20 protein-coding genes and 4 pseudogenes are annotated in these 22,601 nt (G+C 63.8%); 18 read left to right on the forward strand and 6 right to left on the reverse strand.

Annotated elements, in window-relative coordinates; all coding sequences use genetic code 11:
- Positions 1-46: 46 nt before the first annotated feature.
- Together KYK29_RS16370 and KYK29_RS16375 are read right to left on the reverse strand one after the other, a co-directional pair.
- The gene (locus tag KYK29_RS16370; RefSeq protein ID WP_254691967.1) at positions 47-1,330 is read right to left on the reverse strand and encodes an MFS transporter; all 1,284 of its coding nucleotides are present in this window, start codon (positions 1,328-1,330) and stop codon (positions 47-49) included.
- A gap of 2 nt (positions 1,331-1,332) precedes the next feature.
- Positions 1,333-2,088, reverse strand: coding sequence for an SDR family oxidoreductase (locus KYK29_RS16375; RefSeq protein ID WP_254691968.1), 756 nt, complete (start codon positions 2,086-2,088; stop codon positions 1,333-1,335).
- A 500-nt stretch (positions 2,089-2,588) separates the two neighbouring features.
- Here KYK29_RS16375 and KYK29_RS16380 point away from each other — a divergent pair, with 500 nt between their 5' ends.
- From KYK29_RS16380 to KYK29_RS16385, 3 genes and pseudogenes are all read left to right on the forward strand, one after another.
- Entirely contained in the window at positions 2,589-2,834 is a 246-nt protein-coding gene (locus KYK29_RS16380) for a hypothetical protein (protein WP_254688919.1), read from the forward strand.
- Positions 2,835-2,956: 122 nt separating this feature from the next.
- A pseudogene (locus tag KYK29_RS22640) lies at positions 2,957-3,106 on the forward strand (IS110 family transposase); the annotation flags it as partial.
- Positions 3,107-3,303: 197 nt separating this feature from the next.
- Positions 3,304-3,468, forward strand: a pseudogene (locus tag KYK29_RS16385) (putative sulfate exporter family transporter); the annotation flags it as partial.
- A gap of 119 nt (positions 3,469-3,587) precedes the next feature.
- Here the strand turns inward: KYK29_RS16385 and KYK29_RS16390 are convergent.
- Positions 3,588-3,893, reverse strand: coding sequence for a hypothetical protein (locus KYK29_RS16390; protein ID WP_254691970.1), 306 nt, complete (start codon positions 3,891-3,893; stop codon positions 3,588-3,590).
- Between the two features lie 164 nt (positions 3,894-4,057).
- Here KYK29_RS16390 and KYK29_RS16395 point away from each other — a divergent pair, with 164 nt between their 5' ends.
- The 4 genes from KYK29_RS16395 (at position 4,058) to KYK29_RS16410 (ending at position 8,253) form a co-directional block, all read left to right on the forward strand.
- Positions 4,058-5,005: a LysR substrate-binding domain-containing protein gene (locus KYK29_RS16395; protein WP_254691971.1), complete on the forward strand. Its 948-nt coding sequence runs from the start codon at positions 4,058-4,060 to the stop codon at positions 5,003-5,005.
- Positions 5,006-5,277: 272 nt separating this feature from the next.
- Complete coding sequence (locus tag KYK29_RS16400) at positions 5,278-6,375, forward strand: glycine betaine ABC transporter substrate-binding protein (RefSeq protein WP_254691972.1); 1,098 nt, start codon at positions 5,278-5,280, stop codon at positions 6,373-6,375.
- Positions 6,376-6,388: 13 nt separating this feature from the next.
- A complete protein-coding gene (locus KYK29_RS16405; RefSeq protein ID WP_254691973.1) occupies positions 6,389-7,318 on the forward strand; it encodes a nucleoside hydrolase in 930 nt (309 codons plus the stop codon).
- A 26-nt stretch (positions 7,319-7,344) separates the two neighbouring features.
- Positions 7,345-8,253, forward strand: coding sequence for a ribokinase (locus KYK29_RS16410; RefSeq protein WP_254691974.1), 909 nt, complete (start codon positions 7,345-7,347; stop codon positions 8,251-8,253).
- Here KYK29_RS16410 and KYK29_RS16415 read toward each other — a convergent pair.
- Positions 8,199-8,597: a trimethylamine methyltransferase family protein gene (locus KYK29_RS16415; RefSeq protein ID WP_254691975.1), complete on the reverse strand. Its 399-nt coding sequence runs from the start codon at positions 8,595-8,597 to the stop codon at positions 8,199-8,201. The two genes, KYK29_RS16410 and KYK29_RS16415, sit on opposite strands and share 55 nt — an antisense overlap.
- Positions 8,598-8,854: 257 nt before the next feature.
- Between KYK29_RS16415 and KYK29_RS16420 the strand changes: the two are divergent.
- Positions 8,855-9,257: pseudogene (locus KYK29_RS16420) on the forward strand (phytanoyl-CoA dioxygenase family protein); the annotation flags it as partial.
- On the opposite strand, the gene KYK29_RS16425 reads toward KYK29_RS16420, so the two are convergent.
- On the reverse strand, positions 9,244-9,981 hold the full coding sequence (locus tag KYK29_RS16425) for an aminotransferase-like domain-containing protein (RefSeq protein WP_254691976.1): 738 nt from the start codon (positions 9,979-9,981) through the stop codon (positions 9,244-9,246). The pseudogene KYK29_RS16420 and the gene KYK29_RS16425 sit on opposite strands and share 14 nt — an antisense overlap.
- A gap of 114 nt (positions 9,982-10,095) precedes the next feature.
- Here KYK29_RS16425 and KYK29_RS16430 point away from each other — a divergent pair, with 114 nt between their 5' ends.
- Complete coding sequence (locus KYK29_RS16430) at positions 10,096-10,458, forward strand: helix-turn-helix domain-containing protein (protein WP_254691977.1); 363 nt, start codon at positions 10,096-10,098, stop codon at positions 10,456-10,458.
- A gap of 187 nt (positions 10,459-10,645) precedes the next feature.
- Positions 10,646-10,810, forward strand: a complete 165-nt coding sequence (locus KYK29_RS16435) for a hypothetical protein (protein WP_254691978.1) — start codon at positions 10,646-10,648, stop codon at positions 10,808-10,810.
- 555 nt (positions 10,811-11,365) lie between these two features.
- On the opposite strand, the gene KYK29_RS16440 is transcribed toward KYK29_RS16435, so the two are convergent.
- A complete protein-coding gene (locus KYK29_RS16440) occupies positions 11,366-14,788 on the reverse strand; it encodes a molybdopterin-dependent oxidoreductase (RefSeq protein ID WP_254691979.1) in 3,423 nt (1,140 codons plus the stop codon).
- 344 nt (positions 14,789-15,132) lie between these two features.
- Here KYK29_RS16440 and KYK29_RS16445 point away from each other — a divergent pair, with 344 nt between their 5' ends.
- The 8 genes and pseudogenes from KYK29_RS16445 (at position 15,133) to lhpI (ending at position 22,497) form a co-directional block, all read left to right on the forward strand.
- Positions 15,133-15,852 carry an ABC transporter ATP-binding protein gene (locus KYK29_RS16445; protein ID WP_254691980.1) on the forward strand — a complete coding sequence of 240 codons (720 nt, stop codon included), beginning with the start codon at positions 15,133-15,135 and terminating at the stop codon, positions 15,850-15,852.
- The gene (locus tag KYK29_RS16450; RefSeq protein WP_254691981.1) at positions 15,852-16,553 is read left to right on the forward strand and encodes an ABC transporter ATP-binding protein; all 702 of its coding nucleotides are present in this window, start codon (positions 15,852-15,854) and stop codon (positions 16,551-16,553) included. Before KYK29_RS16445 ends, KYK29_RS16450 begins: the two co-directional genes overlap by 1 nt.
- A gap of 46 nt (positions 16,554-16,599) precedes the next feature.
- Positions 16,600-17,451: pseudogene (locus KYK29_RS22575) on the forward strand (branched-chain amino acid ABC transporter permease); the annotation flags it as partial.
- 138 nt (positions 17,452-17,589) lie between these two features.
- Positions 17,590-18,489 carry a branched-chain amino acid ABC transporter permease gene (locus KYK29_RS22580; RefSeq protein ID WP_367881004.1) on the forward strand — a complete coding sequence of 300 codons (900 nt, stop codon included), beginning with the start codon at positions 17,590-17,592 and terminating at the stop codon, positions 18,487-18,489.
- Positions 18,490-18,567: 78 nt separating this feature from the next.
- Positions 18,568-19,770 (forward strand): ABC transporter substrate-binding protein, encoded by a 1,203-nt coding sequence (locus tag KYK29_RS16460; protein ID WP_254691983.1) that lies wholly within the window; start codon positions 18,568-18,570, stop codon positions 19,768-19,770.
- A 132-nt stretch (positions 19,771-19,902) separates the two neighbouring features.
- On the forward strand, positions 19,903-20,613 hold the full coding sequence (locus tag KYK29_RS16465) for a GntR family transcriptional regulator (RefSeq protein ID WP_254691984.1): 711 nt from the start codon (positions 19,903-19,905) through the stop codon (positions 20,611-20,613).
- Between the two features lie 17 nt (positions 20,614-20,630).
- On the forward strand, positions 20,631-20,765 hold the full coding sequence (locus tag KYK29_RS22500) for a hypothetical protein (RefSeq protein ID WP_302795591.1): 135 nt from the start codon (positions 20,631-20,633) through the stop codon (positions 20,763-20,765).
- Between the two features lie 13 nt (positions 20,766-20,778).
- Positions 20,779-22,497: a cis-3-hydroxy-L-proline dehydratase gene (gene lhpI / locus KYK29_RS16470; RefSeq protein ID WP_254691985.1), complete on the forward strand. Its 1,719-nt coding sequence runs from the start codon at positions 20,779-20,781 to the stop codon at positions 22,495-22,497.
- Positions 22,498-22,601: the final 104 nt, after the last annotated feature.

Below are 22,601 nucleotides of genomic sequence, written 5' to 3' on the forward strand. Positions count from 1 at the left end.
ATAAAACTCCGCACGGAAACCGAATAGGGGCAGTTCGACCGCGGCATCATTGAGATGCCGGACCTGGAAATCTTTGCTGCCCAAAAGCAAGTGACCGATCCTCGAATACTCCGCTGTGAGAGAGCAGGAATGCCCCGAACGCCATCGGGATGGCGGTGATGGCAAATACGAGAAGCGGCAGATCCCAACTTCCGGTCGCCGACGACAGCAGTCCGCCCAGGAAGGGGCCGACCGTTCCGACGGCGTAACCGCAGCCCAGGGCAAAACCGGTGACCGCGGCGGAACCTGCCGGTGAACGCGTCCGGAGGTTGAACATGGTCATGGCGAATGGAAACGCGCCGCCTCCGATGCCCGCGATAAAAGCCCAGACCATCGCCGTCGATGGTGGCGCATAGAGAATCCCGAGATAACCGATGGCGGCGACCAAGGACAGGAATATCCCGAACGGGAGCGGGTTCTTCAGCTTGCTCGCGATGGCAGGCGTGATCGCCGCCATGGGCAGTGTCATAAATGTGTAGATCGAATACATCGTCGCGGCCTGTGCCTGGGTTTGGCCTTGTGCAGCAAATATCGTTGGAAGCCAGGCAAGCAGCGCATATGTGTTGAGGGCAGCCATACTGTAGAACAATGCCGCGCCGACCGAGACCCTGTTCCTGACAAGAGCCGAGAGACCGTAACCTGGGCCGCCTGCGGAAGCAGCAGCATGCTCGACGGGTCCGCGCTGATCACGAACGATCGCAGCGATCCAGGGGAGAGCGGCAATAATCATCAGCGCAGCCCAGCAGCCGACCGCGATGCGCCAGTCGCCACCGCTCTCCAGAGGGACCGCGAGCATGGCCGGAATCGTTGCGCCGCCCTGGGTCGTCAACACCAGCAGGCTCATCGCCGTTGCTTGCCTGTCGGGGAAGTAGCGCTTGACCAGCGGCGGGCCGACGACGTTGCCCATGCCCATGCCGAACAGCGCCACCGCACCAAATACCAGGAAGACTTCGGTCCCGCCGAGAACGCGTATAATCGTGCCCAAAGCACCCAATGCAAGCGCCAATACGGCCGTCTGTGTCAGCCCTATCTTGCGGATGACCAGCGGAGTGAGGAAGCCCGCAAGGCCGAAGGCGATCGTCGGCAACATGCCGAGAATGGTCGCGCCGACCGCTCCCATGCCGATATCGGCGCTGATCGTGGACAATAGCGGCGCGACGCCGGTGACCGCGTGCCGCAGCGAAAGCCCGAGCAGCACGATGCCGACAAGCAGATAGATGCGTCCGGCCCAAGGCCGGGTAACAGGAGTTTCGCTATCGGCCGGACTGCCCGCGCGGGCAGGAGATGCCATGATCAGTTACGCTGCATGTCGGCGTCGATCGGCAGACTTTGCCCGGAGATCGTCTTGCCCGCGTCCGATGCCAGGAAGACAGCCAGGGCCGCGATGTCCCTGGGATCGATCAGCCGCTTGATCGATTGGTTCGCCATAGCGATATCCTTGATCTCGTCGATGCTCTGTCCTGTGGCCTTGGCGCGACCCTCAAAAACGCGCTGGATCCTGTCGCCATCGACGGCGCCGGGAAGGATGGCGTTAGCACGGATATTATGTTCGCCGAGTTCCATCGCCAGTGTCTTCATGAACCCGATCAGCCCCCACTTCGCGGTCGAATAGGGACTGCGGTTCGGATAGCCGAAACGGCCGGCCGCCGACGACATGATGATGATCGATCCGTTGCCCGAACGGATCAGATGCGGGATCGCGTGCTTGGTGACGAGGAAGGTGCCCGTCAGATCGACTTTGAGCACTTGCTCCCAGTCGTCGGGTTCAAGGTCCACGACTGAGGCGGTGGGCCCGCCGATCCCGGCATTGTTTACCAGCACATCGATGCCGCCGAGCTGCGCGGCGGCGTCAGCCACCATCTGCTCGATCTGGGCGCGGTCGCCGATATTACAGACACCGGTTTTCAATCCAGGAAGATCGACCGCCGCTGCTTTCAACGCATCGGCATTGATGTCGCAGGTGTAGACTGCATCGCCAGCGGCCAGAAAGGCTGCGGCTATCTCCTTACCGATGCCGGAGGCACCTGCTGTGACCAGAACCTTGCGCATTGTCGCCCTCCGTCAGCATCAGACCGAGCAATTGGGTATCTGCCGCAACAGGAAAACCAATCCGCGATCACCTTGAGACGTACTGCAACGGACCAGTATGGCTGACAAGGCGGGATGTCGGAGGCTCGGTACAAGCCCGGAACACCAGCAATTTTAAGATCATCGGCCTGCTCGCGGAAGAGAAGGTTGCAGAAGGGGGCGCCGCGCCGGTTTTCTGCACGACATCGCTTCCGGCAGGGCATATTCGATCCAGCCTGATGGCCCGCCTGTCCTGCCTGCATTTACGGCAAACCGGTTGGCGCCATAACGCGCCTCGCAAGTCAAATCACACCGATGCTCCCCAATCTCGTGATGATGGATAATCGTAATCGTTCATTTTTAATGAACATTCTGGTCAGAATTAACTGCCTTCTATGGACGATCCTACGCGGCTATCTATTCCTCATCGAAACGGACAGACCGCTTCGAGCGACAAACAAACAAAGAAGAAGGTGACTGAAATGAAGAAAATCGCTCTCTCCGCCGCTGCTTTCGCCCTGATCGCCGGTTCCGCTTTCGCAGCCATGCCCGTCAGCGGCGCGGTCCAGTCCTATGATCCCGCGGCCCGCGTCATCACGTTCGCAAGCGGCAAGACCGTCGCCATCGCATCCGACGTCGCCATTCCGGCAAACCTCGGCGCCGGCTCCCATGCCACGGTGCAGATGAACGACGCCGGCGACGCCGGGATCGTGGTTCTCAGCCGCTAACAGGCTCCACGTGTTTGATTCCTGGCTTTTTCAGGCCCGCTATCTCATTCGAATAGCGGGTCTTATACATTGCGAGGCCGGTGCATTTGTTATGATGCACCGGCCTCAGTCATTCTGGTGGTCTGGTGTCACGCTACAGGCAGCTATCGCATATGACCGTGCAGGAGAGGAACCGGCGCGAGAAGCTACGCGCGCGCAACGATGATAGAGCCAAGGCATGGATCGAGGAAACGCTGGCCTTCCTGGTACGGCAGCGCCAATCGGTGGTCGAGGTGCCAGCGGTGTTTGTGGAATTTGGCGTTCCAGCTCGAGGACGAGTTGCGCGCGATTGCGATGTCGGCTTCTCCGCACTGTCCCTCTCCTTCTTCCTTGGAGGACGGGATTGTGCGCCTTGCTTCCGATTCGTGCCGAACGCCGTCAGGACGGTTGCCAACTCGTTGAGACCCTCAATGCTGATCTCTGGCTGTGATTAGGCATGGAGACCTCGCGCTGGGCGCTGCTGGCTGGCATTGTCGCCGTCGGGATGCGTACCTCGCTGCGTCGGGTGCTGGATGTCGGCGGCGATGCCGTCGCAATTATCGTCGCTGAGACTGCCTTCATCCTGGTCGGCATACACTATCTGGGACACGCCTGATGGATCCGCTCGACCGCATTCCCGAACGGGCGTTATCGCAATTCACTTTGTTTGCTGCGCGGGGCACTTTCCACTTCTCTCTATTTCACTTTGCCTGAATGTTGGGCAACTTGTCGACATCACCAGCGCTCGAAGAGATCGGTGAGCAACTGTTCGATGCGATGGCGAGTGCAATCATGACGTTCTGCCTCTCGCTGGAACCCCGTTGACTGCGCGTCATCCGCAAGGGCGATCTCACGCATGCGTCGCTCACGCAAACGCGGTTCGTACTCCGGAGTCGTCACGAACTTCGCACAGGTGAGATACATGTCGCATTCGCAGGGTCTTTCCTCGGGAAGCCGAAGGCAATGGCTGAGCTCCAGTTCCGTGCGGAAGAAGTTCGCCTTCAACCAGGCGAGCGAGGCGTCGGGCAGGTGTCGAGCCAAGCGCCATCCGGTTCATAACGGCCGGCGAGCGGGCATGGCGATCGGCTGCGTAAAGGCCGGGACGGCAATATGCTAGTTGCAGAGAGGGGCCGTACCGTCCGATTCGAATATGGTTTAACCGGGTCCGTTGGATTATAGTGGGCGTGGCGGCGCCTTGATGCTTGTTGGCCCGACGCGCAGGGTCCAGCTGGGAGAGAACGGCGATCGTACGGAAATATTACGGCCTCCCGCCGCTCACAAGCCTGGCGGTCTTCGAAGCGACGGCGCGGCTTGCCAGCTTCAGCCGCGCGGCCGACGAGATGAATGTCACCAAGAGCGCGGTCAGCCGTCAGATCAAGGCGCTGGAAGACGAGCTTGGCATCCGTCTTTTCATACGCGGCAAGAATGGCGTGCAACTGACCGCCGCAGCTCAGGACCTCTTTGCGGAGATCTCCTCCAGCTTTTCCCGCTGGTCGGACACGATCCGGACGATCACGACGGAAAAACCCGAGGAGACGGTGACGCTCGCCTGTACCGAGGCTTTTGCGACCTTCTGGCTCATGCCACGCATGGCGAACTTCGCGAGCCTCTTTCCGGAGATCACGGTGAATTACCTGATCCCGGAAAAGGTGGGTGACTATCGCAATGCCGAGGTCGATCTCTTCGTCAGGCCGGCCAACGGCGCTTGGCCCAACGAGAACAGCGAACCGCTCTATGACGACCTGATCTACCCGGTTTGCGGCCATGCCTTTGCCGAGCAGTATCGCGACACGCCGCCATCCGCGATCTGGCAGCTGCCACTTCTGCATCTCGACTGGATCGCCCCGAACTGGCCGCGCTGGCAGGATTTTTTCCAGGCGAATTCGATCGTCCATCAGGCGCTTCGTGGCCAGCGCTTTGCCAAATATACGGTCCTGCTGGCAGCGGCAGAAGCGAACCAAGGGCTTGCGCTCGGCTGGGACGCGATGGTCCGGCCGCTGATCAATCAGGGCAAGCTCGTACGCTTTTCTGATCTCTCGGTCGTCGATCCGATCGGTTTCTGCCTGGCCTGGAGCGATCGAAAGCCCCTGTCGCCGGCCGCCAGTACTCTTCAGGCTTGGTTGCGCGAGCAGGCGCGCCCAGCAGACACATGACGGAAATGCGACAGCCAGATCAACCGCCGGTGATTTTTTTGCGCGATACGGGCGCCCGGCCGGGTGATAAATAGACGCCCGTTGGTTGTTCAGGTCCGCGATCTGCAATGGATTACGGCTTACTGACGTGGTGTAGACTGGAATATTGTAAAATGTTTCGACTTTCTGCGATGCGCTCATCCCGATGGCATCGTGTGACCGGCTCGCGTTTCCCTACATCGACGCCGCCTCAGGGCGCAACCTTAGTCGTATTCAATCAGGAGGGAACTACGATGAGAATTCTGGGTCTGGCTCTTGCCAGCGCAATCAGCCTTTTTGCTGTTCAACAGGCTCAGGCGGCGTCCTGTGACGACGTCACCATTGCCGATATGAGCTCCATGTCGGCTGAATTTCTGGCCGCGATGGACATGTTCATCCTGAACAACGGATTCGACTGCCACGCCAATCTCGTTGCGGGTGATACGGTTCCGGGCATCACCGCGATGATCGAGAAGGGCCAGCCGGACATTATCCCGGAAGGCGCGGTCGATGTCGTTCCCGCGCTCTACAAGGAAGGCGTGGAGACCGGCAAGATCGTTGCCGTGTCCGACCCGCTCTCCGACGCCGGGAACCAGGGCCTCTGGGTTCCGAAATACATGGTCGACAAGGATCGCGACCTTGCGACGCTCGCCGGTGTGCTGAAGCACCCGGAGCTTTTCCAGAACCCAGAAAATCCCTCGCGCGGCGGTATCTACAACGGTGCGCCGGGCTGGGGCGCGACAATCGTGACGGCGCAGCTCTACAAGGCCAACAAGATGGCCGACCATAATTTTGATTTGATCGATCCGGGCTCGCTCGCCGGCCTCGACAGCGCCATTTCACGCGCCTACGAGCGCCAGGAGGGCATCATCGCCTATTACTGGTCGCCGACCGGCCTTCTCGGGCGCTATGAAATGGTCAAGGTCGATCTCGGCGTTCCGAACAATCCGGAAGAGTGGAAGCGCTGCACCGCGGTCGCCGAATGCGCCGATCCGAAGCCGAATGCCTGGGCTGATTCGGACAACATCAAAACGCTCGTCTCGAAAAAGTTCTTCGAAGAGGGCGGCGAGGTCATTGACTATCTGAAGAAGCGTCAGCTGAAGGCCGACCAGATAAACAAGGTCCTTGCCTGGATGAATGAGAACCAGGCGAAGGGCGAAGACGCGGCCATGGCGAAAGGCAGCGGAACGGGAACCGGCGTTGCCGTCGCCAAAGACGACACCCTTCAGGATGCGGCCCGCAAGATCGCCGCGTCCGACGCGGACAGCGCGGATGTTGTCAACCTGGACGGCGCCGTCATCGGCAGCGTCTCGCTCCGGCAGATCGTCTCCGCCATGATCCCCCACCCCTAAGTGGACGCGCCCGATGCCCAGGCAATCCATCATTATCGACACTGATCCCGGCCAAGACGATGCGCTCGCCATCCTTCTTGCGCTGGCGCATGGCGATGCGCTCGACGTGCTTGGCATCACCGCCGTCTGTGGAAACATCAGTGTAAGCGGGACTGCGGCCAATGCCCTCAAGGTTCTGGCTCTAGCGGGGCGGGAGGATGTGCCCGTCTTCGTCGGGTCGGCGGCGCCGCTTGTGGGTAAGCTCGTCACGGCGGACGTCCTTCATGGCAAAGCGATAACGGCGGGTTGGGATCTCCCGTTTTCCAGCGCCGCGCCCCGGCCGGAGTTCGCGGCCGACTGGATCATAGACACTCTCCTGTCCCGTCCTGCGGGGACCGTGACGATCTGCGCGCTCGGGCCGCTCACCAATATCGCGCTTGCGCTCGCCAAGCGCCCGGAGATAGCGGATCGCCTCGAAGGTCTGGTGATGATGGCCGGGGCCTCGCAGGGCGGCAACATGAATGCCGTCGCCGAGTTCAACGTCTTCGTGGATCCCCATGCCGCCGCCCGCGTCTTTGCCGCACCCGTGCGCAAGGTCGTAGTCTCTCTCGACGTCACGCGGAAACTTCTGGTGACTGAGACGGAGCTTCGCCGTCTGACCGCGGCCAAAAACGGCATCACCGCCGAGGTGACGAAGCTGCTCGGGCTCTATGACGCCTGTGCCCGCGCGGGCGCGCCGCGAGCCCTTCATGACCCGGCGGTCATCGCCATGCTGCTGGCACCCGACATATTCAAGGGCAGGGAAGTCAATGTGGAGATCGAGACCGCGCAAGGGCTGACCTACGGGCAGACGATCGTCGATGTAAACGGCGTGACCGGCCGGCCGGCAAATGCTCACTGGCTGACGGATGTCGACAGTGACGCCTTCTATAGCCTCCTGTGCGACGCGCTCGCACGCGGCTGAAGTTGCCAACCAGACGGAATTTTCCCATGATCACGGTGTTCGGCTCGATCAACATGGACCTCGTCGCCAATACGCAGCGCCTGCCAAAGCCGGGCGAGACGATAGCGGGCAATCGATTTTCGACGGTTGCGGGCGGCAAGGGCGCCAATCAGGCGCTGGCGGCGACGCGCGCGGGGGCAAGCGTCGCCATGGTTGGGGCCATTGGAACGGATCCGTTCGCGGAAGCGGCGCTTGCCCTATTGTGTGAAGCGGGCACGGACCTTTCGGCAGTCCAGCGCCAAGCGGGAACGACCGGCACAGCGGTGGTTCTCGTCGGCGACGACGGTGAGAACATGATTGCGGTTATCCCCGGCGCCAACGGCACCTTGCTGCCAGAGGATGCGCACCGAACGATCGACCGGATGACCGCCGGCGACATCCTTATGCTTCAACTAGAAATTCCGGCCGAGACGGTGAAGGCGGCGATGACGGCGGCCCGCGCAAAGGGCATTCGCACGATCCTCAACCTTGCGCCGCTGGTTCCCGAGGCCGCGCATCTAGGCCGACTGGCGGACATCGTCATTGCCAACGAAACGGAATTCGAGCGTCTTGCGGGCAGCGGCCCACTCGATACGGGCGCCCGCGAGGCGGCTTTGTCTGCCCTTCATGCGCAGAACGGGCAGACGATCATCGTGACTCTCGGGGCGCAAGGCGCGATCGCCATCTCGGATCGCCGGCTTCTGCGGGTGAGGGGACTTTCGATCACGCCGCTCGACACGGTCGGCGCCGGAGACACGTTCTGCGGCACCTTCGCGGCCGCAATGGCGGGCGGGTTGTCCTTCGAGTACGCATTGCGCCGCGCTGCGGTCGCAGGCTCGCTGGCCTGCCTGGCCCCGGGTGCTCAAACCGCGATCCCGACGGCGGCCGAGGTTTCGGCCGCGTTGGACGGTGCCTGACGGTCAGTGCTTGATGTTGAGTGCATCGCGACGGGGATTTCCCGCTTGCGGCGCGCCATATAGTCCTGCAGCGCCTCGTCCATGCGCGCGTCGAGCTTCGGTTTCTCATAGTCGTCCAGCAGCCTGCGGGCATGGTGCCGTCGTGGAAAGCGGCTGACCGTCGGCAGCGGCGGTGCGCAGCAGAATGTCAAGTAGACCGAACGGGCGCTGAGCCGGCGGGTGGCACGGATCGCTTCTAAATTTCCCGCCAGTGAAAGGCCGGTCCACGGTTCGAAGGTGAGGTCGACAGCAGCTTGTTCGATATGGCGCCGAATGGGACGCAATTCCACGGTTTCGTCCGTCAACCGCTCGATCCACCCGCGATCGAACCAGAAGACGCGTGCGACATGCGGTTCGACCCCCCGGATTTTCTCCCGCGATGCCCAAGTGTGCGGAAGGTTCGGGCCTATCAGTACGAGATCGCCGGCGTCATAGTTGCCGACGAAGTGCTAGCCGCACGAATTCCGCGTTAGCGTCAACTCGAATTTGGGAGGTGTTCAAGATAGGGTCGCATAACGCACCTTTTGGACGATGGACGCCAGAATAATATTATAAGTCGCCATCCTCCATCCGTCCGCTGCCGATCGGCGTGCAGGGCGTGCTGAGCCTGCAAAAGCAGGACGGCGACGTCGGCGGATCCCATTGCGTGCCCTACCTGTTCGAGCATTTCGAAGAATGGGTGAAGACCCAGTCTGAGGACCGCGATCCGCTGCATCCAGCCATGACTGGCCTGTCCGCCGTCAACATCGACATGGAACCTGACGATCTGATGGTCTTCAACTGGTTGCTGGCGCACGGCGTCCGGCCGAACCATTCGGACAAAACGCATTCGCTTCTGGAAAGAGCTCGATCACCCGCAGCGCGACGCCTTCCCGGGCAATCCGCATGAATGGGAAAAGCACAACGCGGAAACGGCGAAACTCAATCCGCTCGGCGAGAGGCTCCCCGGTCTCACTCGCTGGTAGCCGGCCTGACGTGCTCGCCGTTCTTCACGGAGGGCAAGCACCGCTGCCGTACATCGATCAGGATATCATCCAATGCCGCCATCGCCGCCGAATATCGCCTGGGATCGGTCGATGCGAAACCGATCATCAATCCGCTGCGCGGCGTGCTGGCCTGATAGTGTGACGAGAGCGCAGTGAGCGACAAGCCTGCATCGGCGGCGCGGCGTGCCACTTCGACATCATCCATTGAGACTCGGAAAGTCCAGACGCATTGCAGACCACCGCCATGGTCGATGCGGCCAAGCCAGTGCCCCAGATGTGCCTCAACCGCCGCAACGAGCGCCTTGCGCTTTTCATTGTACACTGTCGTCATTCGCCGTGCATGCCGCGCGAAATGGCCCTCCTGGATATGGTCTGACCCTAGGGTCAGACCAGGTCGTTCGGTAAAGTCGCAGCATGATTTCGAATCAATATCCTCGAAACCTGCGTAACCATGTCCGCTGCGCGCGTCCGCGCATTTTCTGAGGAACATGACGGCAGCATCATTTGCAAAGCCTTGAAGAACCGTTTCAGCTATGACGACGGTATGGTCACCCTGGCAATGACGCGGCGCGTTGACTCGGCATTTATCAAGAGCTTCAACAGTTATGCCGCTGTCCCGATGATCTACCAGCGTGAGATTGTGAAGGCCTATGATGTACGCGTAACAATGATTGGCGCCCAGCTTTTCCCGGTCGCCATCCATTCACAAGAGCCACAGGATACTGAGGCGGCTAGAATGATTTCCGGATGCACTTTCCGGCAGGGGCGTATGCGAAGGTATTCAGGCGGGGCTCGCCGTCGATGGAAAGCGAAACCCTTGCTGGTCAGACAGGTGGCGAATGTTCTCGACATTCTCGAATTTTTCGCCGTTCACAGAAATGCTGCGACACTGGCGGAAGTGTCGCAGCATTTCGGCTGGCCGTGTTCCAATACATTTAATCTGCTGTCGCCGCTGGTGGAGCGCGGCTTTTTTCCCACCACGCGCTGGCTGGTGCTGGCTCGGGACATAGCCGGCGCCGAGCCGCTGCCCGAATCCGTGCTAGGCATGCTGCACGATCTCGCCCAGCGCGGTGGCGAGACGGTGCGGATCGCCGCGCCGAGCGGCCAGCAGGCAGTTTTTCTCGAAGTGATCGAGGCTGCTGCCTCCAGGCGCACCTTCAGATATAACTCCACCGTGTAGATCCCCTGTCCCTCCTGCCATCGGTTGCAGAAAGGAAATAGGTGGCCAGATTTTACGCCGCCTACGACTGGATCATTCCGCCGCTATCGTGGCGATTCATGAAGGCTATCGGGAGCAGTCTTTTGACTGCCTCCTGCAGAGCTTGATGATGCGAAAGCGTCGGCTCGCCAGTTCGGCACTTTGGCCTATGGATGACGTCGATGACGACGTTGCTGGCCTTCAGAAGGGTATGGCGTCCGAGCGGCTAGGCATGGAGGCCGATCCCCTTGGCAAGACCATGGCGGCCATGTTTCCTCGCGACGAACTGGAATTGCCGCCGCGAGAAGCTGACGGTTTCTACCCCATCCATTGATAGAACGGCAGATTTTAATAAACGATATTTGGGTGAGCAAAGGGCCAGTCGTCTCTTTCATTCACCCGATTGCGAGAAGGCCCAGGCGAAACGAGAAGCGTAGGTTGTGCAGAATTGATGTCTTACAAGTCTCCGTGCGCTCAGGCCTCCGCAACCACTTTTCATTGAATATATTGAGCAATATCCCCATCAGGGGAAACCATACCCACATTTTACCCATGCGATAGTGACGCTCGCGAAGGCCATGCTTCGCCGTAACTATGGCGTTTGGCCCGGCAGAAAAAATGTCCCTCGCCGCCAACCCCTGTCGTCTGCCTTTCCCTTTCGCCCATTCCGTTCAGCCTTTCCTTCTTTTTGCTTTTGCCGTTTGTGCACGGCTCCAGAAGCAACGGGCTCATCGCCGGCTCGGTTCGCGGCCTGATCTGCCATAGCAGTTCGGGAGGTAAGGTGTTGGCGTGGCGCTGCCGTGACGTATCTGGCCCATAGTGCTTCCTTCCATTCGGCAGAAAAGATCGCACCATCAAACTGTGGGATCAAACAACAGATGAAAATTCCTTATACGTCGAGCACCACATCGCTCAGCGGGACGGCCTGGCACGTGAGGCATGTGTCGGGGTCGTCCGGCTCCGTGCCGTGCAGGTGCGTCACCTTGCCGGAGACGATCCGCACGGCGCAACTTTCGCACTGGCCGACCCGGCAGCCGCTCGGCAGTTCGAGGCCGAGTCTATCGGCGAACGGGAGCAGCGGCCCGTCGGCGGCCGACCAGGTCTTCGGCCCGTCGCCCGAGCGGGAGAAGGTGACCTGGTGCGTCCTGCCGTCGTTCGCGACCGTCGTCACCGGCGAGCGGAACACCTCGCTGAAGATGTCGAAACGGGGCACGCCGCGCGCGACGAGGCCCTCGGAGAACGCGCGCATCATCGCCGGCGGGCCGCACATGTAGACGCGGGGCTGGCGGTCGATGACCGATTGCGGCACGACATCGGCGTCGATCTGCTCGCCGCTGTCGAAGATATCCTCTGGCAGCGGCTCGTTGTAGTGATCGGCCACGCGAAGGCCCGGCAGGCGGTCGCGATGCCGGCGGATCCGTTCGAGGAAGGCGTGCGTCCTGCCGTTGCGGTTGCCGTAATAGAGCCAGATCTCGCTCGGATCGCCGTCCGGCAGCGATTCGAGCAGGCTGATGAACGGGGTGATGCCGACGCCGCCCGCGAGCAGCACGAGTGGCTGGGGCGAGCGACGCGGCACGAGGAAGTTGCCGGACGGCGCCTTCAGCTCGACGAGATCGCCGATGTTGAGATCGCGGTGGATGAAGCCCGACATCCGGCCCTCGGCCACGTGGCGCACCGCGATGCTGTAGCTCCTGCGGCCGGCCGTCTCGGCGGGGCCGGTCAGCGAATAGGCGCGGCTCACCCCGCCTTCGCCGCCGACGCGGATCTGGATATGCTGGCCGGGGCGGTAGTCCGGCAATTCCCCGCCGTCGACGGCCTCGAAGGTGACGGCGCGTACGCCGTCGGCCTCCAGGCGGGCCGCAGCGACGCGGAAGGGCCGAAAACCCTGCCAGGCGCGCTGGCGCGGCTCCGTCGCCGGGTCCAGCTCGATATTGCAGCGGAACGAGCGATGCGGGATCGAGCCGCTGACCGGATCGATGGCATCGGCGGAGATCAGGCTGTTGGCGTTGCTGCTCCCGGGGCCGCGCACCGGCAGGGCGTCGCGGTCCAGTTCGGGACAGGCCTGCCACCAGCCGAATTCCGCGACGACCACGTCGTCGGCAAGCTCGGGCAGAACGCGGGCGACGAAACGTGCGGCGCCGTTGCGCGTCGATACGCGGATCCAGTCGCCGCTGTTGATGCCGCGGTCGCGGGCAAGCCCCGCACCGATTTCGGCCACCGGATCGGGCGCGCGCTTGCGCAGCGACGCGAGGCCCCGGTGCTGGGTATGGCAATAGTAGCCGTTCTTGGCGGAGCTCAGGACGAGCGGGAAACGGCGGCCCGTGCGGTTGCGCCTATTGATCGCGTCCTCGGCCGGCGGCAGAAAGGTCGCGACGGCGGGCTGGCCGTGGCGCAGCAGCAGCTCGGAATAGAGCTCCACCCGCCGCGTCTCGGTGTCGAAGCCGCGCACGCGCTGTTCGTCGTCATGATGAGGCAACGCGTATTTGCGCTCGCGCGCGTCGATCTCGCAGCGCACCCCGCCCGGCGTGTTGCGCAGCGTCTCGACGGACAGGCCGAGCGGTTCGAGCATGTGGTTCCAGCCCGCCTCCAGGCTGCCGCCGAAGAAGTCGTCGGCCATGCCGAGCCGGCGGGCGAGATCGAACACGATCTCGTTGTCGGAACGGGCCTCGCCGCGCGGGCGCACCATGCGCGGGCGGAACTGCACCAGCGCCTGCGCCGCGTCGCTGATCTCGAAGCCGAAGCGGATGCCCTCCCGCTCCCACGGCGTGTTGACGGGCAGGAAGATATCGGCGTAGCGCGCCGCCGGCGTCTCGAACAGGTCGCAGTGGACGTGGAATTCCAGCTTCGACAGGGCCTCTTCGGCCAGCCCGCTGTCGGCCTGCGAGACCGGCAGGTTGGAGCCGAAGGCCATCAGTGCGCGAAGCCGGTAGGGCTTGCCCTCGGTGATCGCCCGGTAGGTGTCGCGCGCCGTGATCCAGCCCGTCGACGGCGGGCCGAGCGGGCGCTCCTCGATGCCGATCGCCTTCGCCACGAATTCCGGCGTCAGCTTTTCCAAGGCGCTCACCGCGTTATAGAACGGCCCCCGGCGCAAGCGGTTGCCGCCGACCGTGTCGTAACTGCCGCAGAGCGCATAGATGCTGGCGATCGCCCGTTCCGTCTGGGTGGCGTTGCTGTGCTGGCCGACGCCGGTCCAGGAATGATAGGCGATGCGCTTGCCGCCGCGCAGGTAATCCGTGGCGCGGACGAGCGCCTCGGGCTCGACGCCGGTCAGGTCGCGCACGCGGGCGGGATCGTAGGGCTCGGCGGTGCGCGCCAGCAGTTCGAGCGCGGGCTTGCAGGCAAGGCCTTCGGGCGCTCCGGGCGTCGCCGGCAGCATCACCTCTCCCCGCAGCCGCAGCCGCCGGCCGGTCTGCGCATCCATGGCCTGCTCGGGATCGACCGGCACGGCCTCGCCGCGCTCGTCGTCCCATGCCAGACAGCGGTCGGTATTGCGGTCCGGCCACAGCATCCGCTCGCGCAGGAGAAGGCCGTTGTCGTCGCGCACCAGAAACGGGGCATTCGTCCATTGGCGGACGAAGGCGTCGTCATAGAGGCGATACGCCAGCAGGTGGCGTATCATGCCGAGCGCCAGCGCGCCGTCGGTACCAGGGCGCACCGGCAGCCAGACATCCGCCTGCTTCGCCAGCGACGTCGGGCGCGGATCGACGACGACGAGATTGGCGCCTTTGGCGCGGCCGTTCGAGATCGCATGCGCCTGGGCCAGCCAGGTATTGGCGGGATTGTGCCCCCAGAGCAGGATGGTGTCGGCGTTCTCGTAGTCCGCCGGCTGGATGCCGCTGCCGAAGGTGAAGGCGTGGGCGACGTCCTTGTGCCAGTTGCAGATCTCCGTGCCGTAGCAGGTGTTGGGGCTGCCGAAATGGCGAATAAAGCGCTCGATCCAGTCGATGCTGTCGGAGATCGGCGTGCCGCTCGGGGTGGTGACGTTGAAGGCGACGGCCTCCGCGCCGCTCTCCGCCTTGATGCGGGCGAGCCTTGACGCGGTCTCCGCCAGTGCCTCCTCCCAGCTTATGCGCACCCAGCCGGGATCGGCCGCGCCCTTGGGCGCGGTGCGGCGCATTGGGTGGAACTGGCGGTGCGGGCTGTGGACGAGCTCGGGTGCCGCGCGGCCCTTCATGCACATCGCCTTTCCCGTGGGATGCGACGTGTCCGGCCGCACGGAAATCAACCGGTCGTCCTCCACCGTGTTGATCGTTCCGCATCGCGACCGGCACAGGGTGCAGTAGCCGACAATTTCCACGAGCACGCCCTTCATTAGTAGTGCGTTACAGTAACGCGTTATAATGCCTTTTGTGATGAAACGCGTCAAGCGCGCTGGATATCCGGGCAAAAATGGTTCAACAGATTCCCTGTTGACACTCCCGATGTAGTGCGTCACTGTCACGCATCACAAACGGTCGGCGAAGATCGACCGAGGGGAACGAGACGACAAACCGGGCCTTCCGTAACATCGGGCGCAATGCGCCTTGTGTGGAGCACAGGCGTGTCCCGGCCGCCGGCCATCTTCCCCCCATGCGTTGAAAAAAGGCTTCGCGTTCGCCCCCGGGCGGACCGCGGCCCAGAATGGAGCGTCCTATGGCTGTGCTTGAGGCACGGGGAATGAGTATCGCGTTCAACGGCTTCTACGCCGTGAAGAATGTCGACTTCACGCTGCACGAAGGGGCATTGCATGCCGTCATCGGCCCGAACGGTGCGGGCAAGACCACGCTGTTCAATCTGCTGACCAAGTTCCTGCAGCCGACCGAGGGGCAGATCTTCCACCGGGGCGTCGAGGTCACGGCGCTGAAGCCGGCGGCGATCGCGCGGCAGGGCGTCGTGCGCTCGTTCCAGATATCGGCGGTCTTCCAGGCGCTCACCATCCGGGAGAACATCGAGCTCGCGCTCCTGCGCCGCAGCGGCCTGCAATGGCGCCTCCTCGGCAACGCCCGCCGGGACAAGGCGCTGGTGGAGCGCACCGAGCAGGTGCTGGAGCAGTTCGGCTTCACCCGCGAGGCCGATATCGCCGCGGCCGAGCTTTCCTACGGCCGCAAGCGCGTGCTGGAGCTGGCGACGACGGTGGCGACCGACCCATCCGTGCTTCTCCTCGACGAGCCGATGGCGGGGCTCGGGCGGGAGGATATCGACCGGGTCGCCGAGCTCATCCAGACCACCGCCAAGGGCCGCACGATCCTTCTCGTCGAGCACAACATGCAGGTGGTCTCGCGGCTCGCCGAGCGGATCACGGTTATGGCCCGCGGCCAGATCCTCGCCGAGGGGCCTTATTCGGAAGTCTCCAGCCGCCCGGACGTGATCGCGGCCTATACCGGGGGAACACATTGATGGCCGAGATCCTGAAGGTCGAGAGCCTCGACGCCTGGTACGGCGAATCCAAGGTGCTGCACGGCGTGGACTTCTCGCTCTCCGCAGGCGAGGTCGTGACGCTGCTCGGGCGCAACGGCGCGGGCAAGTCGACCACCCTGAAATCGATCATGGGCCTGCTTCCCACGCGCAAGGGCTCCGTGCTCTATCGCGGCGAGCAGCTCATCGACGCGCAGCCGTTCGAGATCGCCCGCAAGGGCATCGCCTACTGCCCGGAGGAGCGCGGCATCTTCGCGAGCCTCAGCGTGCGCGAGAACCTGATGCTGCCGCCGAAGGTTTCCGCCAATGGCATGGCCGTCGAGGATATCCTGACGCTCTTTCCCAACCTGCGCGAGCGCATCGACAGCCCCGGCACGAAGCTGTCGGGCGGCGAGCAGCAGATGCTGGCGCTCGCCCGCATCCTGCGCACCGGCGCGCGGGTACTGCTGCTCGACGAGCCGACGGAGGGGCTGGCGCCGATCATCATCAAGCAGATCGAGGCGACGATCGTGAAGCTGAAGGAACTCGGCTTCACCATCCTTCTCGTGGAGCAGAACGTGGGCTTCGCGCAGGCGCTGGCCGACCGCAACTACATCGTGGAGACAGGCGCAATCGTGGATGAAGTGGCCGCGGCGGATTTCGACCGCCGGCTCTCCTCCATCCAAAGTTACCTCGGACTCTAGTCCCCCGAACGGACCGATAGCAATGACGACCATATTCGGCATTCCAATGGCGCTGCTCTATGCGCAGCTTCTCCTCGGCATCATCAATGGCGCCTTCTACGCGACGCTGAGCCTGGGCCTCGCCGTCATCTTCGGCATGATGGGCATCGCGAACTTCGCCCATGGCGCGCTCTACATGATGGGCGCGGTCGGCGCGTGGTTCATGCTGAACACGCTCGGCATCGGCTACTGGCCGGCGCTGATCCTGTGTCCGCTGGTCGTCGGGGCCTTCGGCATGCTGCTGGAACGCTTCGTGCTCAGGCGCGTCAGCCATATCGACCATCTCTACGGCATGCTGCTGACCTTCGGGATCGCCTTCATCGTGCAGGGCATCTTCCGCTTCTGGTTCGGCTCGGCGGGCCTGCCCTATGCGATTCCGTCCCTGCTCACGGGCGGCGTCAATCTCGGCTTCATGTTCCTGCCCTATTACCGGGCCTGGGTAATCGTCGCCTCGCTCGGCGTTTGCTTCCTGACCTGGTTCGCGATCGAGAAGACCCGGCTCGGCGCCTATCTGCGCGCCGCGACCGAGAACTCGAAGCTGGTCCAGGCCTTCGGCATCAACGTGCCCGTCATGATCATGCTGGTCTATGGCGGCGGTGCGGCGCTCGCCGCCTTCGCCGGCGTGCTCGCCGCACCCATCCTGCAGGTCAACCCGACCATGGGCGCGGAGGTGCTGATCGTCATCTTCGCCGTGGTGGTGATCGGCGGGCTCGGCTCGATCAAGGGCGCCATCATCGCCGGCTTCCTCGCGGGGATCGCCGAGGGCCTGACCAAGGCCTTCTATCCCGAGGCCTCGACGACCGTCGTCTTTCTCCTCATGGCCTTCGTCCTCGTCGTCATGCCGACTGGCCTGTTCGGCACCAAGACGCAGGCCGCCGCGACCTCGGTCTCGCTGCCGGCGCTGGCCCACGAATCGGCCTTCATGCGCTGGGCGCTGTTCGGGGCGATGGCGATCGGCCTCGCGATCGCGCCGCTCTTTATCTATCCGGCCTTCCTGATGAAGGCGATGACCTACGCGCTCTTCGCCTGTGCCTTCAACCTGATGGCGGGCTACGGCAAGCTGGTCTCCTTCGGCCACGCCATGTTCCTCGGCACCGCCGGCTACGTGACGGCCTATGCGGCCAAGACCTGGGGCCTCTCCCCGGAACTCGCCATCCTCGCCGGAACCGCCTCGGCGGCGGTGCTCGGCCTTGTCGCCGGCTGGCTCTGCACGCGCTCCAGCGGCGTCTATTTCGCCATGATCAGCCTGGCGCTCGCGCAGATGATCTACTTCCTCGCGCTGCAATTGCCGCAGACGGGTGGCGAGGACGGCATCCAGAGCGTGCCGCGCGGCGCGCTGTTCGGCTTCATCGACCTCAGCAACCCGACGACGCTCTACCTCTTCGTGCTCGCGGTCTTCCTCGGCGGCTTCCTGTTCCTGTCTTGCCTCATCCGTTCGCCCTTCGGTCAGATCCTCAAGGCCATCCGCGAACACGAGCCGCGGGCGCAGTCGCTCGGCTACTCGACGGACCGCTACAAGCTCGCGACCTTCGTCATCTCGGCGGCGCTCTCGGGCCTTGCTGGCTCGACCAAGGTGATCGTCACGCAGATCGCCAGCCTGACCGACGTGCACTGGAGCATGTCCGGCGAGGTCATCCTGATGACCTTCCTCGGCGGCGTGGGCACGCTCTATGGCCCGGTGCTCGGCTCCTTCGTCGTCGTGGCCATGCAGAACTATCTCTCCGCCCTCGGCGCCTGGGTCACAGTCATCCAGGGCGCGGTGTTCGTGATCTGCATCCTGACGTTCCGCCGCGGCATCGTCGGCGAGCTGATCACCTTTGTCTCGGCCCGCCAGCGCGAGAAGGACCGGCGAGGGATCGCGATGCCCGCCGGCAGCAAGGTCGTAACGGGGACATGACGCCCCGATATCCGCCAACCTCCAACAAAGAAGGTCGTAAGCATGACTAGCCATAAGAAACACAGGGGAATTCGTTTCATGCTCGCCGCGCTCGCTGCCGGTGCGGCAATGCTCGCGACGCCGGCGCTCGCGGACGGCGTCAGCGACGATGTCGTCAAGATCGGCGTGCTCACCGACATGTCGGGCGTCTTCTCCGACATGAACGGCAACGGCTCGGTTGTCGCCGCGCAGCTCGCGATCGAGGATTTTGGGAGCATCGTCCTCGACAAGCCGATCCAGCTCATCAGCGCCGACCACCAGCACAAGGCCGACGTCGGCACCAGCATCGCACATCGCTGGATCGACAACGAGCAGGTGGACGTGCTCGCCGACCTGACCAACAGCGCCATCGCGCTCGCCGTCCAGGACATCGCGCGCGACGCGAACCGGATCGCCCTCTTCACCTCTCCGGGCACGACCGACCTCACCGGCGCGAAGTGCTCCGAGACCGGCTTCCACTGGGTCTACGATAACTATTCCAACGGCATCGGGCCGATCAAGGCGCAGATCGACCAGGGCATGAAGAAGTGGTACTTCCTGGTGTCGGACTTCGCCTTCGGCCACTCGCTGGAGGCCATCGGCAAGAAGACGGTCGAGGAGAACGGCGCGGAGCTGGTCGGCACCGTCCGCTTCCCGCTGAACGCCCCGGACATGAGCGCCTTCCTCCTGCCCGCGCAGGCCTCGGGCGCGGAAGCCATCCTGCTCACGGCCACCGGCCGCGACCTCACGACCGCGATCAAGCAGGCCAACGAGTTCGGCCTCATCGCCGGCGGCCAGTCGATCGTCGCGCCGGTCATGTTCCTCTCCGACATCCACGCGATGGGTCTGGAGCAGGCGAAGGGCATCTCCTTCATCGACGGCTTCTACTGGGATCGCAACGACGAGACGCGCGCCTTCTCGACGCGCTTCGGCGAGCGCCACAACGGCGCGATGCCGACTAGCCTGCAGGCCGGCGTCTACTCGGCGGTCACGCATTACCTGAAGGCCGTCCAGGCCGCCGGCACCGACGAAGCCAAGGCCGTGGCCGCGAAGATGCGCGAGCTGCCGGTCGACGACTTCTTCGCCCGCGGCGGTAAGGTGCGCGAGGACGGCCGCATGGTGCACGACATGTATCTCGTGAAGGTCAAGTCGCCGGAGGAATCGAATGGCCCCTGGGACTATGAGGAGATCATCGCCACCATCCCCGGCGACGACATCTTCCTGCCGCTGGCCGAAAGCACCTGCCCGCTCGTGAAGAAATAAGACCATGCCGGAGCCGGGACGATATTCGTCCCGGCTCCGGCAGCAGATTTTGCTATCTGCCGAAGTCTCGTGCCAATATCCGGACGATATAGGGAAACGCCAGACGGACGCGGGAAAGTAAGCGCTTAGACGATGAAGAATGAAAGCAATCTGAGAGAGCAGGTTTCCCGGCATGTGCGGGCGGAGATCGTCGCCGGCTACGCGCAGCCCGGAGCCATGTATTCGGTGCCGTCGCTGGCCGAGAACTTCGGCATCTCCACGACGCCAGTGCGCGAGGCCTTGCTGGAGCTTGCCCGCGAGGGCTTCCTCGAGCCGCATCGCAACCGCGGCTTCCGCGTGACCATGCCCTCGGTCGCCGAGACCCGCAATCTCTTCGAGATGCGCGAGGTTCTCGAGGTCCATGCCGCACGCATGGTCGCGGCCATGCCCCGGCGCGATCTCTCCGCCCTGCTGCCACTTGCCGACGACGTGACGGCGGCGGCGCGCAATCACAGCTACCGGGCGTTTCTCGCCACGGACCGGGAATTCCACCGCGCGCTTCTGGACATGGCCGGCAATCCGATCCTGACGCAGACCGTCATGACGCTGCGCGGCCGGATCCGCTATTTCGGCGACGCCTCGGCGGAAGGCGTCGAACGCCAGCGCGCCTCCGCGCGCGAGCACTACCAGATCATCGACCTCGTCACCGCCGGCGACCTGGATGGCATATCGGACCTGATGCGCGACCATGTCCGCGCCTGGGAGCCGCTGTTCATGAAGGCCGTCGCGCAATTCGAACAGCCGCGCAGCCTGCAGCCGGCACCGGCCGCGACGAGCGCGACCGCCGCGTCGGACGCCTCCTGAAAGAAACGTTTTACCCCGTGTCAGATATCACGCCCCTCTCGATCTCCGAACTTCGCGACAAGGTCGAGGGCATCCTGCGTACCGTGCGCGCCGGCAAGCCACTGCCGGAGATCGAGGTGCTCGACCGTCTGCACGCGGAAGCCGGGCGATAAGCGGAGAGCTCTCTTGGACACGATATTGGACGGCACCGCAGCGATTTCCGGAACAGCGCAGGGCGAACTGCTCGTCAGCGCGGTTGCGCTGAGCTTCTGGGGCGGCGTCGATTCCTGGACCGGCCGCGTGATCGATTCCCATCACGATCTCAACGGGCACCTGATGGAAGGCAAGATCGTCGCCATCCCGTCGGGTCGCGGCTCCTGCGCCAGCAGCGGCGTGATGATGGAGCTGCTGCTGAACGGGCACGGCCCGCTGGCGCTGCTGTTGCGGGAGCCGGACGACATCTTGGCCTTCGGGGCCATCGTGTCGGAGGAGGTGTTCGGAAAGTCGGTGCCGATTGTCGTTCTGGGCGAAGAGGGATATGCGCGCCTCTCCGGCCATTCCCACGCGCTGGTGGAGGACGGCCGCGTCCATCTCGGCGACGCGCCTTTCCAGTTGCCTCGGGCCGAATCCCGGGCGGCCCGGCCGGACGGCCTGCTGCTCAGCGCGCACGACCGGGACTGTCTCGACGGCAAGCATGGCAGGGCGGCCGAGGTCGCCATGCGGATCATCGTGCGCATGGCGGCACTCCAGGGGGCAGGGCGGCTCTTCGACGTCACCCGCGTCCATATCGACGGCTGCGTCTATACCGGCCCCGCCTCGCTGAAATTTGCCGAGCAGTTCCGCGACTGGGGCGGAAAGGTCGCGATCCCGACAACCTTGAACGCGATCTCGGTCGACGCACGCCGCTGGCGCCAGCAGGGCGTGCCCGTGGCCTTCGGCGAGGCGGCGGAGCGCCTCGGCCAGGCCTATGTGGCGATGGGAGCCGCGCCGACCTTCACCTGCGCCCCCTACCTGCTTGAAGGATCGCCCGGATACGGCGAGCAGATCGCCTGGGCGGAATCCAATGCCGTCGTCTATGCCAACAGCGTGTTTGGCGCGCGGACGATGAAATATCCCGACTATCTCGACGCCTGCATCGCGCTGACGGGCCGGGCGCCGCTCTCCGGCTGCCATACCGACGCGGGCCGCCGGCCGGGGCTGCATGTCGTGGCCCCGGAACTCGCCGGCGTCGACGACAGCTATTTCCCGCTGCTCGGCTATCACATCGGCAGGATCGCCGGCGGGCGCATTCCCCTGGTCTCGGGGCTCGCGTATCTGGCGCCGACCGCCGACAACCTGAAGGCGTTCAGTGCGGCCTTCGCCACGACCTCCGGCGCGCCGATGTTCCACATGGCCGGCGTCACGCCGGAGGCGGCGGCCCATGCAGCCGCCGAACTGGAGACCTGCCGGATCGCGGCCGAGGACCTCGCGCACACTTGGGACGAGCTGAACGCGACGCGGGAAACGCAGGTCGGGCTGGTCTCGCTCGGCAATCCCCATTTCTCGCTCGGCGAGTTCACAGCCCTTGCGGCGCTTTGCCGGGGCCGAAAGAAGGACCCTGCCGTCGAGATGATCATCACCTCCGGCCGCGCCGTCCACGCGCAGGCCGCGAGCGCCGGCGCGATCCGGGTGCTCGAGGATTTTGGCGCACGGTTCTCGACCGATACCTGCTGGTGCCTGATCGAGGAGCCGGTCATCCCCGTCGCGGCGCGCGTGATCATGACCAACTCGGCGAAATACGCCCATTACGGCCCTGGCCTGACGGGCCGGACCTTCCGGTTCGGCAGTTTGCCGGATTGCGTCGCCGCCGCCTGCGGCGAGGGCGCACGCAGGACCGCGCCGAATTGGCTACGGCGCTGTGCTTGAGTTCGAAAGACCGTTCGCGTGTATCTTTGACGAAGCTCCATAGCAGGACGGTTATTGCGCGGGAAAAGCCGAGGAGAGCCCAAGGCATGGTCCCGACTACCCCC

It is taken from the genome of Shinella daejeonensis (assembly GCF_024281235.1).
GTDB lineage: Bacteria > Pseudomonadota > Alphaproteobacteria > Rhizobiales > Rhizobiaceae > Shinella > Shinella daejeonensis.

Coding starts and splice junctions, on each gene's coding strand:
- KYK29_RS16370 (WP_254691967.1), bottom strand. CDS start 1,330: ATGGCATCTCCTGCCCGCGCGGGCAGTCCGGCCGATAGCGAAACTCCT.
- KYK29_RS16375 (WP_254691968.1), bottom strand. CDS start 2,088: ATGCGCAAGGTTCTGGTCACAGCAGGTGCCTCCGGCATCGGTAAGGAG.
- KYK29_RS16380 (WP_254688919.1), top strand. CDS start 2,589: ATGAAGAAAATCGCTCTCTCCGCCGCTGCTTTCGCCCTGATCGCCGGT.
- KYK29_RS16400 (WP_254691972.1), top strand. CDS start 5,278: ATGAGAATTCTGGGTCTGGCTCTTGCCAGCGCAATCAGCCTTTTTGCT.
- KYK29_RS16405 (WP_254691973.1), top strand. CDS start 6,389: ATGCCCAGGCAATCCATCATTATCGACACTGATCCCGGCCAAGACGAT.
- KYK29_RS16410 (WP_254691974.1), top strand. CDS start 7,345: ATGATCACGGTGTTCGGCTCGATCAACATGGACCTCGTCGCCAATACG.
- KYK29_RS16425 (WP_254691976.1), bottom strand. CDS start 9,981: ATGGATGGCGACCGGGAAAAGCTGGGCGCCAATCATTGTTACGCGTAC.
- KYK29_RS16435 (WP_254691978.1), top strand. CDS start 10,646: ATGGATGACGTCGATGACGACGTTGCTGGCCTTCAGAAGGGTATGGCG.
- KYK29_RS16440 (WP_254691979.1), bottom strand. CDS start 14,788: ATGAAGGGCGTGCTCGTGGAAATTGTCGGCTACTGCACCCTGTGCCGG.
- KYK29_RS16445 (WP_254691980.1), top strand. CDS start 15,133: ATGAGTATCGCGTTCAACGGCTTCTACGCCGTGAAGAATGTCGACTTC.
- KYK29_RS16450 (WP_254691981.1), top strand. CDS start 15,852: ATGGCCGAGATCCTGAAGGTCGAGAGCCTCGACGCCTGGTACGGCGAA.
- KYK29_RS22580 (WP_367881004.1), top strand. CDS start 17,590: ATGAAGGCGATGACCTACGCGCTCTTCGCCTGTGCCTTCAACCTGATG.
- KYK29_RS16460 (WP_254691983.1), top strand. CDS start 18,568: ATGCTCGCCGCGCTCGCTGCCGGTGCGGCAATGCTCGCGACGCCGGCG.
- KYK29_RS16465 (WP_254691984.1), top strand. CDS start 19,903: ATGAAGAATGAAAGCAATCTGAGAGAGCAGGTTTCCCGGCATGTGCGG.